12 protein-coding genes are annotated in these 17,347 nt (G+C 60.0%); 8 read left to right on the top strand and 4 right to left on the bottom strand.

Annotated elements, in window-relative coordinates:
• Positions 1-2 precede the first annotated feature (2 nt).
• The gene (locus tag RDA78_RS00400; RefSeq protein ID WP_434053403.1) at positions 3-1,541 is read right to left on the bottom strand and encodes an AAA family ATPase; all 1,539 of its coding nucleotides are present in this window, start codon (positions 1,539-1,541) and stop codon (positions 3-5) included.
• A gap of 124 nt (positions 1,542-1,665) precedes the next feature.
• On the opposite strand from RDA78_RS00400, the gene RDA78_RS00395 reads away from it, so the two are divergent.
• The 3 genes from RDA78_RS00395 to RDA78_RS00385 all read left to right on the top strand — a co-directional run bounded on the left by RDA78_RS00395 (position 1,666) and on the right by RDA78_RS00385 (position 5,285).
• Entirely contained in the window at positions 1,666-2,046 is a 381-nt protein-coding gene (locus tag RDA78_RS00395; RefSeq protein WP_434053402.1) for a hypothetical protein, read from the top strand.
• Positions 2,047-2,602: 556 nt separating this feature from the next.
• The gene (locus RDA78_RS00390; RefSeq protein WP_434053401.1) at positions 2,603-2,869 is read left to right on the top strand and encodes a GIY-YIG nuclease family protein; all 267 of its coding nucleotides are present in this window, start codon (positions 2,603-2,605) and stop codon (positions 2,867-2,869) included.
• A gap of 748 nt (positions 2,870-3,617) precedes the next feature.
• Positions 3,618-5,285 carry a thiamine pyrophosphate-binding protein gene (locus RDA78_RS00385; RefSeq protein ID WP_434053400.1) on the top strand — a complete coding sequence of 556 codons (1,668 nt, stop codon included), beginning with the start codon at positions 3,618-3,620 and terminating at the stop codon, positions 5,283-5,285.
• A gap of 12 nt (positions 5,286-5,297) precedes the next feature.
• Here RDA78_RS00385 and RDA78_RS00380 read toward each other — a convergent pair whose 3' ends face one another.
• From RDA78_RS00380 to RDA78_RS00370, 3 genes are all read right to left on the bottom strand, one after another.
• The gene (locus RDA78_RS00380) at positions 5,298-6,842 is read right to left on the bottom strand and encodes an MFS transporter (RefSeq protein WP_434053399.1); all 1,545 of its coding nucleotides are present in this window, start codon (positions 6,840-6,842) and stop codon (positions 5,298-5,300) included.
• A 71-nt stretch (positions 6,843-6,913) separates the two neighbouring features.
• Positions 6,914-9,643 (bottom strand): bifunctional acetate--CoA ligase family protein/GNAT family N-acetyltransferase, encoded by a 2,730-nt coding sequence (locus RDA78_RS00375; RefSeq protein WP_434053398.1) that lies wholly within the window; start codon positions 9,641-9,643, stop codon positions 6,914-6,916.
• Positions 9,644-9,762: 119 nt separating this feature from the next.
• Entirely contained in the window at positions 9,763-10,596 is an 834-nt protein-coding gene (locus RDA78_RS00370) for a universal stress protein (RefSeq protein ID WP_434053397.1), read from the bottom strand.
• A 162-nt stretch (positions 10,597-10,758) separates the two neighbouring features.
• Here RDA78_RS00370 and RDA78_RS00365 point away from each other — a divergent pair, with 162 nt between their 5' ends.
• The 5 genes from RDA78_RS00365 (at position 10,759) to RDA78_RS00345 (ending at position 17,275) form a co-directional block, all read left to right on the top strand.
• The gene (locus tag RDA78_RS00365) at positions 10,759-12,546 is read left to right on the top strand and encodes a sensor histidine kinase (RefSeq protein ID WP_434053396.1); all 1,788 of its coding nucleotides are present in this window, start codon (positions 10,759-10,761) and stop codon (positions 12,544-12,546) included.
• A complete protein-coding gene (locus tag RDA78_RS00360; RefSeq protein WP_434053395.1) occupies positions 12,543-13,940 on the top strand; it encodes a sigma-54-dependent transcriptional regulator in 1,398 nt (465 codons plus the stop codon). Before RDA78_RS00365 ends, RDA78_RS00360 begins: the two co-directional genes overlap by 4 nt.
• Positions 13,941-14,167: 227 nt before the next feature.
• Positions 14,168-15,184 (top strand): C4-dicarboxylate TRAP transporter substrate-binding protein, encoded by a 1,017-nt coding sequence (locus RDA78_RS00355; RefSeq protein WP_434053394.1) that lies wholly within the window; start codon positions 14,168-14,170, stop codon positions 15,182-15,184.
• A gap of 82 nt (positions 15,185-15,266) precedes the next feature.
• Positions 15,267-15,908, top strand: coding sequence for a TRAP transporter small permease subunit (locus tag RDA78_RS00350; RefSeq protein WP_434053393.1), 642 nt, complete (start codon positions 15,267-15,269; stop codon positions 15,906-15,908).
• Positions 15,905-17,275, top strand: coding sequence for a TRAP transporter large permease (locus tag RDA78_RS00345; protein ID WP_434053392.1), 1,371 nt, complete (start codon positions 15,905-15,907; stop codon positions 17,273-17,275). The genes RDA78_RS00350 and RDA78_RS00345 overlap by 4 nt, the downstream gene beginning before the upstream one ends.
• Positions 17,276-17,347 lie beyond the last annotated feature (72 nt).

The following is a 17,347-nucleotide window of genomic DNA, read 5'->3' as shown; positions in this document are numbered from 1 at the left end:
TTTCAAGGGAGCTCTTCGCGGGCAGCCTCGGCGGTCTGCTCGGGGCTCTGTGAGGCATCGATTTCCGCCCACGTCATCTTGCCTGTCTCGTAACCCAACTGGGTATCGACCACTGCGGTGGTTGCATCGGATGCATCCCCGGAGCGGCGGGACACACGGTCCTTCAGCGTGCCGGCAGGAGCGGTCAGCCAGAGCCCCGTAAAGCCCGCCTCAACGCTGTTTGCGATCCGCCTGATCTTCTCGCGTTCGTTTTCTGAAGCGAAAACCGCGTCGAAGATCGCGGAATGACCCGCAGCCAGAACGGTCCGGATGGCGTGGTCGATTTCCGCGTAAACGCGATTCGAGGCTTCCTTGGTGTAGGCGTCTTTGGGCGCCGGCTGTTCTTCCGGGATATCGAGCAGCCGCTTGCGCATGACATCGGTCCTGAGAACACGGGCACCGGGCGCGCGCCCGATGTCGGGAGCCAGTTCGTAGGCGAGGGTTGTCTTTCCGGTTCCCGAGAGGCCGCCGATTGCGATAAGGTCCGGCCGGGACGGCTCCAGAAACGACTGTGCGAAACCGAAATAGGTTTGCGCAAGTGTCTTTTGGGTGTCCTGTTGCCCGGGATCGCTCTGGGCCAAGGCCGCACTTGCCGCAATCTTGGAGCGGATCGCGGCCCGCATCATCAGGTAGAACGGCAGCGCGGCCAGACCTTCGGCGTGCGTGTCGAGCCGGCTCTGGTCCAGGTAACGGTTGAAGACACGGTTCGCCGATCTGGATTGTCCGCGTTCCCAAAGGTCCATAAGCAGAAAGGCAAGATCGTAGAGCACATCTCCTGTTGCAATCGCGTCTGAAAATTCGACCGCGTCAAACAGCACCGGCTCTTCGTCGATCAGAACGATGTTGCGCAAATGCGCATCGCCATGGCAGCGGCGGATCAGCCCCATCTCTCCGCGCTTCAAGATGAGTTCGCGCAGCGACGCGAGCAGGTGTCTCGATTGTTCGCTGAGGTGGCGCACCTCTTCGACCGGGAAAAGGTCCGGGTGTTCGTGAAACGCCGCCTCGTTCTGCTCGATGTAGCTTTCCAGTTCGTCGAAGAAACCGCTCCCCGACCGCCTGGGGGCAGCCTCGTGTGCGGCGACCATCATGCGTGCCAACTGGTCGGAAAGTGGATCTGGAAACGGTATTCTGCCGGCAAGAATGTCCAACTCACCCTGCCGTTCGAAGCGGTTCATCACCACAACCCAGTCGACCGGATCACCGGTCCCGTCAAGCGCAAGCTGGCCATCGTCCTCCCGGGTTACGGGGAGGGCTTCCCGGTAGATCTGCGGTGCGTTCGGCTGGTTGAAGGTGATTTCCGCCTTGCAGGCCGCTTCGCGCTGCGGAAGCGTCGAATAGTCGAGGAAAGGAAACCGGACCGCACGCTTGATCTTGTAGGCCCGATCACCGATCAGAAAGATCACGTTGGCATGTGTATCTATCCGCTCGAACGCGGGTTGGCGCGAGGCATCCGATCCCATCTCCTCGAAGAATTGAAACACACTGTTTTGCGATTGATCCATGCTCGATCCTGTGAAGACGCGCGCCGACTGTGCCCTATGCGACGGCCTTGCGGTTTGATTCTTCTCAATGTGCGCAAAGGGGAATTGGCAAGAATGGGTTCCAAGTTCTTTACAGGAGGAATCGATGACTGACTATCCGGCGTTGAGGAAGATCAGGTTGAATCTCGCGAGGACCAGGGACTTCCCTCAAGGGTCCGCAAGACACGGATACGAATTCACGGCGCCGCTTGACGAGACCGGCCATATCGACGCGAAGCTTTGGAAGAAAGAACGCGATCACTGCCGTGTGCGCCGCTTCTGGGGTACTGAGGAAGAAGAAATCGGGCATCTGATCCATCGCCCCGGCGGGTCGTGGGCGTTTCACTACGACATTGACGGAGACGATGACGATGAAGCCGGCTACCGCTTCGGCGCGCATGCATTCAACCCGGGTGAATACGTTTCCATCAAGGATGAAGACGGCGACATGCACACATTCCAGGTCGTGACGGTCTTGCCCGTCTGACGATCAAACGGTTGCGCTCCTGCGTTCCTTCAGGAAGTCCCTCCCTCCACGGGTCATCGCAGGGCCTGACCCTGCGATCCACCCCGATTGGTTTCCACACGGTAAGCCTGTCGAGTGGCAACGCGACGGCATGGATGCCATGGTCGAGCCATGGCATGACGAGGTGGAGGCTTTTTCATACAGGCGCCCACTCCACCCACAGGTCATTGCAGGGCTTGACCCTGCAATCCATTCCGATTGGTCTCCGCCCGGGAAAGCCTATCGGGCGGCCCCGTCACGGCATGGATGCCATGGTCAAGCCATGGCATGACGGAGTGCGGAGGTTGGTCGTCTTGATCGTCTCTCTCTGGTGGTCATTGCAGGGCCTGACCCTGCAATCCATTCCGATTGATTTCCACTCGGGAAACCCGTCGCGTGGCACCGCCATGGCGTGGCGAAGCTTCTGATTTCCCTGGTGGGTAAGAAACGAAATGAAATTGCACGTATATATTGCAAGACTTGACTGTACAATTTCGTTCATTTCAATAGGCCTTTGAGGCGGTACTGGGTCTACATATTGTCGAGCAGGAAAAACGGCACGCTTTACACAGGTGTCACAAATGACCTCCTGCGCAGGCTTTTGGAGCACGAAAGCGGTCGTGGTTCCAGATTTGCCAGACGCTACGGCGCTCTGCGTCTGGTCTGGTACGAAGAACATCCGGCGGCGGGTCAGGCGATTGCACGTGAGAAGGCGATCAAGTCCTGGCCGAGGAAATGGAAGATCGACATGATCGAAGCCGGCAATCCCGAGTGGCACGATCTCAAGCGATTTTTGAATGCCTGATACGCCGGTTCGATGTTCGTAAACCAGGAACGGCATGGTTTCTGTGGCATGACAAGGTGCGGAGGTTGGATGTCTTAATCGTCTCTCTCCACAGGTCATTGCAGGGCCTGACCCTGCAATCCATTCCGATCGATCTCTGCTCGGAAAGCCTATCGAGTGGCACCGTCACGGCATGGATGCCATGGTCGAGCCATGGCATGACGGGGTGGAGACTTTTTATGCAGGCGCCCACTCCACCCACAGGTCATTGCAGGGCCTGACCCTGCAATCCATTCCGATCGATCTCTGCTCGGAAAGCCTATCGAGTGGCACCGTCACGGCATGGATGCCATGGTCGAGCCATGGCATGACGGGGTGGAGACTTTTTATACAGGCGACCACTCCACCCACAGGTCATTGCAGGGCCTGACCCTGCAATCCATTCCGATTGACCTCCACACGGCAAGCCTATCGAGTGGCACCGTCACGGCATGACGAGCTGTGGAGATGTTGGTCATTGCAGGGCTTGACCCTGCAATCCATTCCGATTGACCTCCGCCCGAGAAAGCCTGTCGAATGGCACTGCCATGGCATGACGACGTGTGGAGTATGTATAATTCGGCCCTCTCTCCACCCATAGCACTATAAAAATATCAATCCATTCTGGAATGAACCCATTTCAAATAAATCTGATTTCGGGCTCTGACAGCACGGTGTTTCTTACGCTATAGAATGACCGTTTGAATTTGTGAGCATCAGGATGGGTGATATGGACCGGAAAACCGGTGGGCAGTTGTTGGTCGGAGCGCTGGAGCGGCACGGAGCTGAACGGGTGTTTTGCGTGCCGGGCGAGAGCTATCTGGCCGTCCTTGATGCGCTTTATGATGCGTCCATCCCCGTTACCGTGTGCCGTCAGGAAGGCGGCGCAGCGATGATGGCGGACGCCTACGGCAAGCTGACCGGCAAACCCGGCATCTGCATGGTGACCCGCGGACCGGGCGCGACCAACGCGTCGGCGGGCGTTCACATTGCGGCGCAGGACTCCACGCCGATGATCCTGTTCATCGGCCAGATCGAGCGCGGCATGCGCGAACGCGAGGCGTTCCAGGAGATCGACTATCGCCAGATGTTCGGCGGTATCGCGAAATGGGTTGCCGAGATCGATCAGGCCGGCAGGGTGCCCGAAATGATCTCGCGCGCGTTTCATGTGGCGACATCAGGCAGGCCTGGCCCCGTCGTACTTGCCCTTCCCGAAGACATGCTCGTTGAAACGGCAGCGGTTGCTCAGCCCGCCGCCTGGGAGCAGGTGGAAACCTATCCCGGGCTGACGCAGATGGCGGACCTGCAGAAGCGTCTGTGGGCCGCCGAGCGCCCGATTGCCATTCTGGGTGGCAGCCGCTGGTCGAAGGACGCCGTTGCTGCCTTCACGCGGTTTTCGGAACGGTTCGACCTGCCGGTCGCATGCTCCTTCAGACGCCAGATGCTGTTCGACAACCTGCATCCCAACTATGCCGGTGATGTCGGCATCGGCATCAATCCGAAACTGCTTGCCAGGGTCAGGAATTCTGATCTTGTGCTTCTTGTGGGCGGACGCCTGTCCGAAATGCCGAGCCAGTCCTACAGCCTCTTGGGCATTCCGACACCGGAACAGACGCTGGTGCATGTTCACGCCGACCCGGAAGAACTCGGTCGCGTTTACCGGGCCGATCTTTCGATCAACGCCAGCCCGACCGCATTCTGCAAGGCCGCCGAAGGCTTGCAGCCACCGAATGAGGTCAACTGGGCAGGGGCAGCGAAGGATGCGCACCAGGACTATCTGGACTGGTCCGGTGCGCGACCCGAGATCCCTGGAAAAATGCAGATGTCTGGTGTCATGGACTGGCTGGAAACAAACCTGCCTGAAGATGCGATCTGCACCAACGGAGCGGGAAACTACGCGACCTGGCTGCACCGCTTTCACCGCTTCCGCCGGTACGGAACGCAGGCGGCGCCGACATCAGGCTCCATGGGCTATGGACTGCCGGCTGCTGTTGCCGCCAAACTGATGTTTCCGGAGAGAGAAGTGGTCTGTTTCGCCGGTGACGGCTGCCTTCAGATGACGATGCAGGAATTCGGAACCGCCTGCCAGGACGGCGCCGGCATTATTGTGCTCGCCATTGATAACGGAATTTACGGCACCATCCGGATGCATCAGGAAAAAACCTATCCCGGACGCCCGTCGGCAACACGGCTCGTCAATCCGGACTTCGCCGCATTGGCTGAGAGCTATGGCGCGTTTGGTGCGCGGGTGGAGACGACCGGGGAGTTCGGCCCCGCCTTTGTTGCTGCGCGCGAATCCGGCAAACCCGCAATCCTGCATCTGATGCTCGATCCCGAAGCGATCACGCCGGCAGCCACGCTGAGCCAGTTGCGCAGCGCGGCCGAGGCAAATGGCTGACGGGTTTTGCGATCAGATTTCAGCCGCTTCCTCTTCGGGTGCGTCGGTTTTGAGCTTGCTCTCGTCGATGCTGATTGCAATCACAAGACCGGCAATCGCAACCGCAAGACCGAACCAGAAAGCCGCATGAAGGCCCGTCGCAAAGGAGTCGCGCACGGCATTCGTGACCGCTTCCGCTTCGCTGCCTGAAAAACGGCCCGTGATCGCCTTGACGGCCGGGTCTTCAAGTGTCCCGGCTGCCAGCACGCGCAAGTCTCCGGCGTTTAAGCTGACACTGGCCGCCGATGTGACCGCTTCGACCTTACGGATTGCCGCCACGAACATCATGGCCGTCGCGCAGGCGATACCGATCGCTCCGAGCCCGAGATGAAACATGAAGGAGAGGCCGCCTGCGAGGCCTGCGCCCTTCGCGCCGACCGCGTTAACAGCTGCGGTGCCTGCAGGACCGAACACCAGCCCGCCGCCGAGACCGACAACGAGCATCACCGGGATGAGCGCTGCATAACCCCAGGACGTTTGCAGGAACAGCATCAGGACGCAGCCGAGGATGAGACAGGCATTGCCCGCCGCCATCAGTTTTCTTGGCCCGATCGCGTTGTAATAGTTGCCGACCAGGAGGTTCATCGTTGCCAGCACGACGGCAAGCGGCAGCATGCCCATCGAGCTCCAGAAGATCGACCAGCCGAGCACCTTCTGCATGTATTGTGGCAGGTAGAGCAGGCAGAGAAAAAGGACGACGGCTGGCAGACCGTTGAGCGCGAGCGTTCGCACGAACTGATGGTTGCGCATCATCGAAAGCGGGATCATCGGGTCCTTGACGCGCTGCTCGACAAACGGGAAGGCGACGAAAAACGCAATGGAACCAGCGAGAAGCAGCAAGGTCGGAACCGATAGCCAGCCATTGTCGGCACCCGTGTCCAGGGCGAACAGCAGGCAGAAGACCGCGACTGCAAGCACTGCCATGCCGGTTACATCGACGGCTTCGTTGGTCGCATGATTTTTTTCGCGGTCTATGAAACGGAAGATCAGGGCAGCGGCGATGACCGCGAAGATGGCGTTGAAGACGAAGAAGCCGCGCCAGTCTCCGAGCGCGGAGAGCGACCCGGCAATGAAGGGTGCCAGAACGTTTCCGGCCGCGACCGTCCCCATCAGAATGCCCATGGCCTTGCCGCGCTCGTCTTCTTCGACCGAGGTGGCCGCCAGCGCCAGTATGCAGGGCCATATGAGTGCCGACCCGACACCCTGGGCAGCCCGTGCAAAAATCAGCGTGTTGACATCCGGCGCGAGAATGCAGCCGAGGGAAGCAAGGAAAAAGATGCCGAGACCTATCAGAACATATCGGCGGTGTCCGAGCAGGTCTCCGAGGCGTCCGCCCGCAACCAGTCCCATCGAAAGCGTGAGCGCATAGGCGTTCAAAACCCATTGCGTTGTCGTGATATCGACCGAGTATTCCTGTTCGATTGGGGTTACCAACAGCATGGCGCCGGTGAAGTCTGTTCCGATCATGAAGGAGGGAATTGAAACCGCTCCCAGGATCCTCTTTGCCTTGCTGTCCATATTCGGTCCCCCTCCAGCAAACTCGCACACTTAGACTAAGCCAGAATTTGATCGAAAATCGAGTGACAGTTTCAATCGTCGACCGGAACATCTCCGACGGTCAAGGTCACAAGCGCGATGCCAGGGTCATCTGGCGAGGTTCCGACCGTAAACCCGAGTGCCTGACACATGGAGATCATCGAGGTGTTTTCCTTCAGGACCTCCCCCTTGATGGTCCGGATCCCGTCCACCTTGGCGTAACGGATGATGAGTTTCATCAGCGCCCAACCAAGGCCGACGCCTTTGAGGTCGGAGCGCACCATCACGGCATATTCGCCTGTCTGGTGATCCGGATCGGCGTGAAGGCGGACGACGCCGAGCAGATCCCCGGTTGCCGGATCGACCGCGGCAAAGGCGATTGCGCGCGCGTAATCGAGTTGGGTGAGCCGGGAAAGAAACCGGTGGCTGAAGTCCCTCACAGGTGCGAAGAAGCGAAGCCGCAGATCTTCCGGTGTGATCGCTTCGAAGAAGGTTCTGAACAGTTCCTCGTCCTCCGGCCGGACCGGTCTCACGAAGACGTCACGATCGCCTTTGAGCGTAAGCGTCTGCTCCCATTCCTGGGGATAGGGAGCAATCGCAAGCCGGGAAGCGCCCGTTCTGCCCGGGCGTCTTTCAGGATGGCAAAGGGTCATGCGCGCATCGAGGCCGATCAGCCCGGAGGGCAACGCGACGAGTGGATTGATATCGAGCTCCTGGATCTCCGGAATGTCTATGGTGATTTGCGACAGTTTGACCAGGGCCTGCGCCAGGGCCTCCTTGTCGAGGGCAGGCCGGGAGGGGCCGCCTGCGAGCAGTTTTGAGATCTGTGTCCGGTCGATTTGCGCTTGTGCCAGCTTGAGGTCGAGCGGAGGCAGTTCGAGTGCGATGTCCCGGCTTTCCTCGATCGATGTCCCGCCGTGGCCGAAAACGAGAACCGGACCGAATTCGCGGGTTTCGGCAAGGCCGAGGTAAAGCTCCATCCCGTGCCGGTCTTCGAGCATCGGATGAACGGAAATCCCGGCAATGGCCGCTCCCGGATAGTCCCTTTTGGTGTTTTCGATCAGTTCCATCGCTGCCGCGCGCACCCCTTCGGGATGGTCAAGGCCGAGGCGGACGCCGTCGATGCGGGACTTGAACGGCAGATCGGGGGAAACGAGCTTTGCAACGCAATGCGGGAACGTTTCGAAAAACCCAGCGGACAGTTCCGCTGCTTCCTCGGCTGTTGCAGCCATCCGAGTTTCCATGATCGGCAGTTGGTAGGCCTTCAGGACTTCGCAGACAGCTTCCGGATCGAGCCAGGTCCTGTGTTGTGCGAGCGCAGTTTCAACAATGGCCTGTGCGCGCGCGACATCGGGCGAAAAGCTTGTGGGCAAGCTTGGCGGAACCGCCATCAGGAACGCGCGCGACTGCGCGTCGTGCGCCAGATGCATGAGGCTGCGCGCCGCCTCGGCCGGACTGGCATAATTGGGTATCTTCGCGGCAGTCAGTTCTGCCCGGATCGCGCCGTCGCTCCCGATCAGACCGGCGACTAGCGCCTTTTTCCGGCCGGTCCGCCTTTTGTCTGTCGCGGATGCGTTGATGACCGCTTCGGCGATGGATTTCAGCGGTGTGAAGGCGCTGGCCGCCTGAAGCACGACCGCGCCGTCGACGGACGGGTCCTTGAGCACCGCGGTAATGGCCGACGAGATGTCTTCCGGTGTGACGTCCTCCGTCAGGATGACCGAACCGCCCGACGCAGCCGTGGCGTCGAGATCTGACGCGCGCCGGCTCACCGGTTGGAGCGTATTCCGCGTTTCTTCGCTGAGTGTCGCGAACTGCCCGCCAAGATCCTGCAGCCGATCGACCGCAAGACTGGCCAGGCTGCGCCCATTCGCGATCACGGCGATCTCGTTGCACTTCGGCACGCGAATGTGGGACAGCGTTTCGAGCGCTTCGAACATCTCGTCAAGATCGTAGACCCGAAGCAGACCGGTGCGGCGGAACACGGTTTCGTAAACGAGATCGGTGGTTGCCAACCTGCCGGCATGGGTGCGGCCTGATCCCCCGGTATCCAGGCTCTTGCCCGACCGGATGACGATCACCGGTTTGCTGCGCGCCGCAGCCCGGGCTGCGGAGATGAATTTCCTGGGAAAAGCGATCCCCTCCAGATGCAACACGATGGAGCGCGTGCGGTAATCCTGGGCGAAATAGTCGATCAGGTCGCCAAGATCGACATCAATGCGCGCACCTAGCGACACCACTGCGGAAAACCCGGTGTTGTGGGTTTTCGCCCAGGACAGAGTCGCATTCAGCACAGCGCTGGACCTGGAAAAGAATGCGATGTCGCCCCGTGCCGGGGCTTCCGCGCTGAGCAGGGCGTTGAGACTGGAAGAGGGGACCGCGATCCCGAGCGTTCCAGGGCCGATCAGGCGCAGGTTGAAATTACGCGCCGATTCCCTGCATGCCTGCATCAGGTCCTCAGGCCAGGTTTCATAACCCGGAGACGGGATCAGAACGGCGCGCGTTCCACCCGATCCGAGCTTTTCAATCGTCTCCGGAAGAGCCTCGGCCTGGCCCAGGTAGATTGCCAGGTCGGGCATGTGCGGAAGTTCTTCGAGCGACGTGTATCTCGATCCCGCGATGGAAACATCTGTGTCTATTCCAACAAGGGAAACGGCGTGACCGGGCTCAAACGATTGCAGGCACTCAAGAAGCCTGGCCGTGATCGGGCCCGGGTGCCGGCACGGTCCGAGAACGGCGATGGATTTCGGCGAGAAGAAACCTTCAAGATTGCGAATGCTCACGGAAAAAAGGCCTTTTCACAGATCAACGGAATCGCAGCCTATCCGAGTTTTAAGACAAAAAAAGTGTCCCGCGGACCGGTTCGCCTCCGATCCGCGGGACAATATCGGGCCAAGACGGCTCAGTGCGCCATAAGCACCGGGACCGTCATCGCTTCCAGGATTTCGCGTGTCGCCCCGCCGAACAGGAACTCGCGCATCCTGCTGTGCCCATAGCCGCCCATGACAACAAGATCATGGCCGTTGTCGGACACCTGGTTGAGCACGGCGTCAGCGACCCCCGTCTGCGGATTGGTGACCACTTCGACCGTGACATTCATGTTGTGCCGCGCAAGGTAGTTGGCAACGTCCGCGCCAGGCTGGCCCTGATCCGACTGCGCCCGTTTCTCGATCACGAGAACGGTGATCTTGTCGGCCTTCTCCAAAACGGGAAGCGCCGAGTGAATGGCCCGCGTGGCCGTCGAGCTGCCATCCCAGCCGACCAGCACGTTCTTGGGCTGAAAGGCATTGCTGCCGATATAGGGAACCAACAGGACGGGCACGCCGCTTTCGAACAGAACCGTTTCGATAAGAAGCTCCCGCATCGGTTCTGGACGATCCGGATTGGTCTGCCCGATCACCACCAGATCGGTCGGCCGGCAGTGAACCAGTACGTTATCGAGGGGGCCACCGGTCAGGATCTCCGCGATGCGGCTTTCGTTGTTGACGGCGGCAAGGCGCGCAAGCTCGTCGAAGTCCTTCTTGGCTTCGTTGGCCGCTGCAATTGCCTGTTCGTGGGCTGCCTGCATGTAATCGACCGGCATGGGGGCCGCCGCGAAAGCTGGCACGACAGGCTCGAACGCAAGGGCGAGCCCGGTCACGTGCGCATCATGCGTCCGGCCGAATTCCAATGCGTATTTTGCAGCAGGCTGATCGCCCGCAAGGTCGAGAATGGTGAGTATGTCTTTGATGGGCATTTACCCCTCCTTCGGCCGCTCATTCAGCGCGAGGTCACTGAACCAAGTTTATGGTGCCCACTTGAACCACGTCCTTGACCCGTATCAATCATTTTCTTTTGCAAAGGAACAACCGATGCGGGATTGCTGGCAAGAAATCGAAAAATACGCGATAACGTGACAATGACGAAACGCTGGCTCCTTCTGGCATTGCCGCCACTTGTGTTTCTGGCAGCAGCCTTTGTGCTCGTCCAGCTCTTCATGGATCTGGACGAGGACGGCGTCGACCGCAAGGCCGCCGAACGGCTGACGCTGTATCGCCAGACGATTCTCGGAGAGTATCAAAAATACCGCTATCTGCCCTACATGATCGCCCGCGACCCAAGGGCGACCTCGGCGCTGGCCACCGGCAGACCCGAAGAAACGGCGAACCGGTTTCTTCAGGAAATGGCGGACAATTCCGGAGCCGATCTCCTTTACGTGATGAACCGCGATGGAACGACGCTGGCCGCGAGCAACTGGCGCGACGAACTTTCCCTCGTGGGCCGCAACTATGCCTTCCGTCCCTATTTCAAGTCGGCGATCGAGGGAGAGGAGGGTCAGTTCTTCGCGATTGGAGCGACCCTTGGAGAACCGGGCCTTTTCCTGTCGAGACCGACACCCGTGTCAGGAACCCCGACGGGTGTCGCCGTTGTCAAGGTTGACATGCGTCCGCTCGAGGCGGCCTGGGCCGAAGGCGGCGAGACGGTCTTTGCTTCGGACGAAAACGGCGTGATTTTCCTCTCAAGCCGGGCCGAGTGGCGTTACAGAACCCTTGCCGAGCTGCCCTCCGAGGTTCGCGAAACGATCGACACGACCCGCCAATACGCCACCCAGGAACTCGACCCCGTCAGTGATCAGCCCGTGAGCAGGAGCAAGTTGCTCACCATCGATGGCAACGTGTTCCGGCACAACGCGGCAGATGTCGGCCTGCTCGGATGGACGCTCCATTTTCTCGTTCCGCTGGAAGAGACCCGCAAGAGTGTCCTGCCGATATGGACCGTCGCGATCGCGTTGTGTCTGGTATACGCCATCATCCTGCTGGTTCTGCGCGGGCGGCGTCTGCGCAAGACATCCGTCCAGCTGCGGCAGGAATCTGCTGATCTGAAGGAACTCAATTCACGCCTCGTTGGCGAGATACAGGAACGCCGGCGTGTCGAGCGCGAACTGCTGGAAGCGCAACGAGGCCTGGCCCGTTCGAACCGGCTTGCAGCCGTCGGAGAAATGTCGGCGGCTGTCGTTCACGAACTGAGCCAGCCGCTTGCCGCACTCAGGATGTTCGTCGCCGGAACGCGCAAGTTTCTGGACAAGGGTGACACCACGACCGCCGTTGAAAATCTTGAGGAAATAGATTCCATTCAGCTCCGCATGGCCAGCCTGACCCAGGAGCTGAAGCGGTTCGCCCGCCCCGGAGAAAGCCGCATCGAGAAAATAGATCTGAGGGAAAGCGTCAAGGCCGCGGAAAAGATTGCGCGTCCGCGGTTCGAAGAAACCGGCGTTGTTCTGAAACTTGACCTGCCCGAAACGGATCTTGATGTCGAAACGGCACCGCTCAGGGTCGAGCAGATCCTTGTCAATCTCCTGCGCAACGGCGCAGACGCGGCGGCCGGCGGGGACGACGGATCTGTCCGACTGGAAGCCGCGGCTGCGGGTGACGAGATCGTCCTCCGGATTTCCGATAACGGGCCGGGCATCCCCGACGACCTGCTGGAACGCATTTTCGACCCGTTTTTCTCCACCAAGACCAGTTCAGGCGGCATGGGATTGGGGCTTGCTATCTCCATGCGCCTTGCAGATGACCTTGGCGGCAGCTTGTCCGTCAGGGCGAATACGCCTAAGGGGGCGGTGTTCGAGCTGAAACTTCCCGCTGTGGACAGCGATGCGGTTCGAACGGATCTGTCACTTGATCTGGGGAACGAAGCCGCAGAATGACGGGACAACCGGACAGCCGCATGGTTCTGATAGTCGATGACGATCCCTCCATGAGAGCCGCCTTGCGGCAATGGATCCGACTTGCCGGATTTGCCACCGTGGAAGTGGCGACGGCCGACGAGGCCATATCCAGGCTGTCACAGGAGTTTGACGGGTGTGTCGTTTCCGACGTCAAGCTGGAAGGAGAGGACGGTCTGTCTCTCTTGCGCCGGATCGGCGAACTCGACGGGGATCTGCCGGTCGTTCTCATCACCGGTCACGGCGATGTACCGATGGCGGTGGAAGCCATGCGGGCAGGTGCCTATGACTTCATAGAAAAGCCCTTCGACCCGGACCACATCGCCGAGGTCGTGCGCCGCGCGGCGGACAAGCGGGCGCTTGTCATGGAGAACAGGGCGCTCAAACAACAGCTTTCAGATGGCGCCGGCCTTGAAAGCCGCCTGATCGGAAACAGCCCGGCAATGCACACTTTGCGCCAGCAGATACTGCATTTCGCCAAGACCGACGCCGCCGTCCTGGTCACCGGTGAAACCGGAACCGGCAAGGAAGTGATCGCCCAGGCGCTCCACGATTTCAGTAACCGCAAGGACGGCCCCTTTGTTGCCATCAACGCGGCGGCGCTGCCGGAAGCAATGGTCGAAGCAGAACTTTTCGGGCATGAAGCCGGAGCCTTCACGGGAGCGGACCGCCAGCATATCGGCCGCATCGAGACCGCGAACAACGGTGTTCTTTTCCTGGACGAAATCGTGTCGATGCCACTTGCGCTGCAGCCCAAGTTGCTGCGTGTGCTTCAGGAGCGGAAAGTCGACAGGATTGGCGGCGCCAGATCGGTCGACGTCGACATCCGTCTCGTCAGCGCTTCCAATCTCGATCCCCGCGAGGCTGTCAGCACCGGCCGGTTGCGGGAAGACCTGCTGTTCCGGCTGAACGCGATCGAATTGCACGTGCCGCCGTTGCGCGAACGCGGTCGAGACTGCCTGCTGCTGTTCGACACGTTCCTGAACCGGTTGGCCGCCCAGTATGGCCTGAATGCACCGGATGTTTCGGCCCGCGACGAGGCTTTCCTGCAGACCTATCCCTGGCCAGGAAATGTCCGGGAGTTGCGCAACGCGGCCGAACGCTTCGTTTTGAATGCCGGTGTCAGTCCGCAGCCGCTGGAAATTCTGGTCACCGGGCAGAAGGGGCTTGCCGTACCAAGCGGAACGGAAGGTCTCAAGGCCCTGATGGATGACTACGAACGCAGCCTGATTGAAAGCGCGCTTCGCCGGCACAAGGGACGCGTTGCAGATGTCCTAAGGGAACTCAATCTCCCCCGCCGCACACTCAACGAGAAAATGGCCCGTCACGGATTGACGCGAGACCAGGCTGGCACGAGCGACAGTCCTGACGGCTGAGCGAAAACTTGCCGAAACCGGGCGGCAATCGGCAAGATTTTGCCGATCGGGCGTCGCTCCGGTTCGCGGGAGCCGGGAAAAAGTCAAGCAAATCCGGCGATTCTCTCATTTGCGCGTGACTGGCACGGAGCATGCTTTAAGCTGTTTGACTTGGATCCGGTCCGCGCGTCGAAATGCCCGCGGGTTGAGCGTCCAAGGATAATGAGCACAATCTCTGGGAGGATTTCATGCTCTTCTCTTTGAAGTCCGCAACCGCAGTTTCCGCGGTCGCGCTTACAGCCATTTTTGCCACTGAAACGTTCGCTGCCGACGTGTCCTGGAACGTGTCGCTCTGGGGCAAACGCCGCGCCTTCACCGAGCACATCGAAAAGCTGGCCGAAGAAGTCGCAGCCAAAACGGACGGCAAGTTCGAAATCAAGCTGCACTATGGCGGCGCCCTGTCCAAGTCGCGCGAAAATCTCGACGGGATTTCGTTCGGTGCATTTGAAATGGCACAGTTCTGCGCGTCTTATCACGCCGACAAGAACCCGACCCTGACGGTTCTGGAACTGCCGTTCCTGGGTGTCAACGACCTGGAAACAGAGGTCAAGGTCGCCAAGGCGCTTTACGACCATCCCGCTGTCCAGGCTGACCTTGGCCGCTGGAACGCAAAGCTGCTGATGCCTTCTCCGATGCCGCAGTACAACTTCGCCGGCAAGGGTGATGTGCCCGGCTCGGTTTCCGACTTCGACGGCATGCGCGTGCGTGCGCTCGGCGGACTTGGCAAGCTGATGGAAGCTGCCGGTGCCGTCCCGACATCGGTGACTGCGTCCGAAACCTATCAGGCGATCGACTCCGGAACGGTTCAGGCTGCCGGTTTCGCACCGCACGCCCATCTGTCGTTCAAGGTGGTCGAGGTCGCCGACTGGTGGACCAAGAACCTCAACCCCGGCACTGTTCACTGCCCGGTCGTCGTCAACGTCGAGGCCTATGAGGCACTGCCGGATGACTTCAAGGCGGCACTTGACGCCTCCGTTGATCCGGCCCTCGATCACTACCTTGCGACCTACGCCAAGGTTTACGACAAGTGGTGGCCGGAGCTGAAGGAACGCGGTATCGTCGAAGTCGAGTTCAGCGACGATGAACTCAGCGCCTTTGCCGCCAAGGCCGGCCCGATCCATGACGCCTGGATTGAAGAGCAGACAGCTGCCGGCCTTCCGGCGCAGGAACTGCTCGACATGGTCAAGAAAACCATCGGCGAATAAACCGGCCGACCTGGTTTGCGCCAATCGCTTTCCGGCGTTCTGACAACGCCGGAAAGCCTTGCCCCGGGGCTATGAATTCATGATGACAATTGATCCTGCGGGACGTTCCGGTGAGGAGCGACCGACGACTTACATCCGCTTCAGCGGGTTGCTTGCCCACGTGGAGAACGGCTTCAACCTGATTGCCGCTTTCTCGATCATCGCACTGATCTTTCTTGCCGTGGCGCAGGTGTTTGGACGCCTCTTGTTCAATACGCCGATCCCCGGCTTCATCGACATCACCGAACAGGCGATGGCCATTTTCGCATTTGCGGGCGTTGCCTACTGCCAGCGCGTCGGCGGACACATCCGGATGGAAATCGTTCTCGGTCGGCTGCGCGGGCGCACGCTCTACATCTTCGAAATGCTCGGCGTGATCCTGATCGCATTCACCGTTGCGCTTCTTATCTGGGGAGCCTGGTTCCACTTCGACCGGTCGTGGAACATCGGTGACAGCACGATGGATATCCGCCTGCCGACCTGGCCGTCGAAACTGGTTGTTCCGGTTGCGCTCAGTGTCCTGCTCCTGCGGCTGCTCCTTCAGATCTACGGGTATGCGCGGCTTGTTGTCGATCCCTCGCGTGAACCTGTTGCGATTCCGGTCATCGAGAAGGTGGAGGATGTTGCCCAGCATGAGATCGAAGAAGCCTTCGGCGAAGAAACACCCGAGGAGGGCTCCAAATGACACCGTTTGAAGTCGGCCTTCTCATGACGGGCGTTTTGCTGGTCTTGGTCATATTCGGGGTACGCGTTGCATTCGCCGCCGCCTTTACCGGCCTGGTCGGCCTGATCATTCACTTCTCCATGAAAATGGGGTTCGAACGCGGCTTTTTCGTAGCGCTCAAGATGGCGGGAACGATCCCGCATTCAAAATCCGTTACCTATGCACTGTCGGTTCTGCCGACCTTCATCCTGATCGGCTTCCTGGCGTTTTATGCCGGCTTCACCAAGCAGCTCTTTGAAGCCGCGAAGCGGTGGCTCGGCTGGTTGCCGGGTGGCATGGCGGTCGGAACCGTCTTTTCAACCGCCGGGTTTGCGGCGGTTTCCGGCGCGTCGGTTGCAACGGCTGCCGTGTTCGCACGCGTTGCCATTCCCGAGATGCTCGCCGCCGGTTATTCCAAGCGCCTGTCGGCGGCGGTCGTTGCCGCAGGCGGTACGCTTGCTTCGCTCATCCCGCCATCGGCCATCCTGGTGATTTACGCGATCCTGGTCGAACAGTCCGTCGGCAAGCTGCTGATCGCCGGTTTCCTGCCGGGTGTTTTTTCCGCCCTGATCTACGTTGCGATCATCGTGGCGGTGTCGGCCTGGCGGGGTGATGCACCGGCGGTCAAGGGGTTCACCTGGGCCGAGCGGCTCGAAAGCGTTCCCGGGACATTGCCGATCATTGCCGTGGTGGCGATCATCTTCTGCTCCTTCTTCTTCGGTCTGGCAACACCCACGGAAGCCGGCTCACTCGGCGCGTTCGTGGTTCTCGTGGTTGCGTTTGCAAAGGGCATGAAGGCAAAGCAGCTCGGGCAGGCACTCCACGAGACCGCCAAGCTCACCGTGATGATCTTCACACTGATCTGGGGTGTGCTCGTCTACGTGCGGTTCCTGGGCTTTGCGGGACTGCCAGATGCCTTCCGCGACTTCATCGTCGGACTGGAATACTCACCCTGGATCGTGATGATCTGCATTCTGCTCGCCTATGCCGTCCTCGGCATGTTTATGGATGCGATCGGCATGCTGATCCTGACCCTTCCGGTTGTTTATCCGGCCGTGATCGCACTGAATGGCGGCGAGAGCGTTTCGGCAGCGGACAGCGCGTTCGGCATGTCGGGTGAGGCCTGCGCGATCTGGTTCGGGATCCTTGTGGTCAAGATGGCGGAGCTCTGTCTGATTACACCGCCCATAGGACTGAACTGTTTCGTTGTCTCGGGCGTGCGTCCGGATATACCGGTCCAGGAAGTGTTCCGCGGCTGCGTTCCGTTCTTTGTCGCGGACGTTCTGACGATTGCCGGTCTGTTGGCCTTCCCGTCGATCATCACGATCCTGCCCTCGCTGATGGGCTGAACTGGGGAATGCCGGGATGCGGGCCTGATTTGCCCGTGTCGAACGCTTGGAAAAAAATGCCGCTGGAGATGT

Origin of the sequence: Roseibium sp. (genome assembly GCF_051016195.1) — a bacterium.
Lineage (GTDB): Bacteria > Pseudomonadota > Alphaproteobacteria > Rhizobiales > Stappiaceae > Roseibium.
Note: the sequence above shows the minus strand (reverse complement) of the source record. Positions and strands in the feature narration are given on the sequence as shown.

What these genes read in the sequence shown, in the direction of transcription:
- RDA78_RS00370 (WP_434053397.1), bottom strand. Translation starts at nt 10,596, where the DNA reads ATGCCCATCAAAGACATACTCACCATTCTCGACCTTGCGGGCGATCAG.
- RDA78_RS00380 (WP_434053399.1), bottom strand. Translation starts at nt 6,842, where the DNA reads ATGGACAGCAAGGCAAAGAGGATCCTGGGAGCGGTTTCAATTCCCTCC.
- RDA78_RS00400 (WP_434053403.1), bottom strand. Translation starts at nt 1,541, where the DNA reads ATGGATCAATCGCAAAACAGTGTGTTTCAATTCTTCGAGGAGATGGGA.
- RDA78_RS00345 (WP_434053392.1), top strand. Translation starts at nt 15,905, where the DNA reads ATGACACCGTTTGAAGTCGGCCTTCTCATGACGGGCGTTTTGCTGGTC.
- RDA78_RS00395 (WP_434053402.1), top strand. Translation starts at nt 1,666, where the DNA reads ATGACTGACTATCCGGCGTTGAGGAAGATCAGGTTGAATCTCGCGAGG.
- RDA78_RS00385 (WP_434053400.1), top strand. Translation starts at nt 3,618, where the DNA reads ATGGACCGGAAAACCGGTGGGCAGTTGTTGGTCGGAGCGCTGGAGCGG.
- RDA78_RS00355 (WP_434053394.1), top strand. Translation starts at nt 14,168, where the DNA reads ATGCTCTTCTCTTTGAAGTCCGCAACCGCAGTTTCCGCGGTCGCGCTT.
- RDA78_RS00350 (WP_434053393.1), top strand. Translation starts at nt 15,267, where the DNA reads ATGACAATTGATCCTGCGGGACGTTCCGGTGAGGAGCGACCGACGACT.
- RDA78_RS00365 (WP_434053396.1), top strand. Translation starts at nt 10,759, where the DNA reads ATGACGAAACGCTGGCTCCTTCTGGCATTGCCGCCACTTGTGTTTCTG.
- RDA78_RS00360 (WP_434053395.1), top strand. Translation starts at nt 12,543, where the DNA reads ATGACGGGACAACCGGACAGCCGCATGGTTCTGATAGTCGATGACGAT.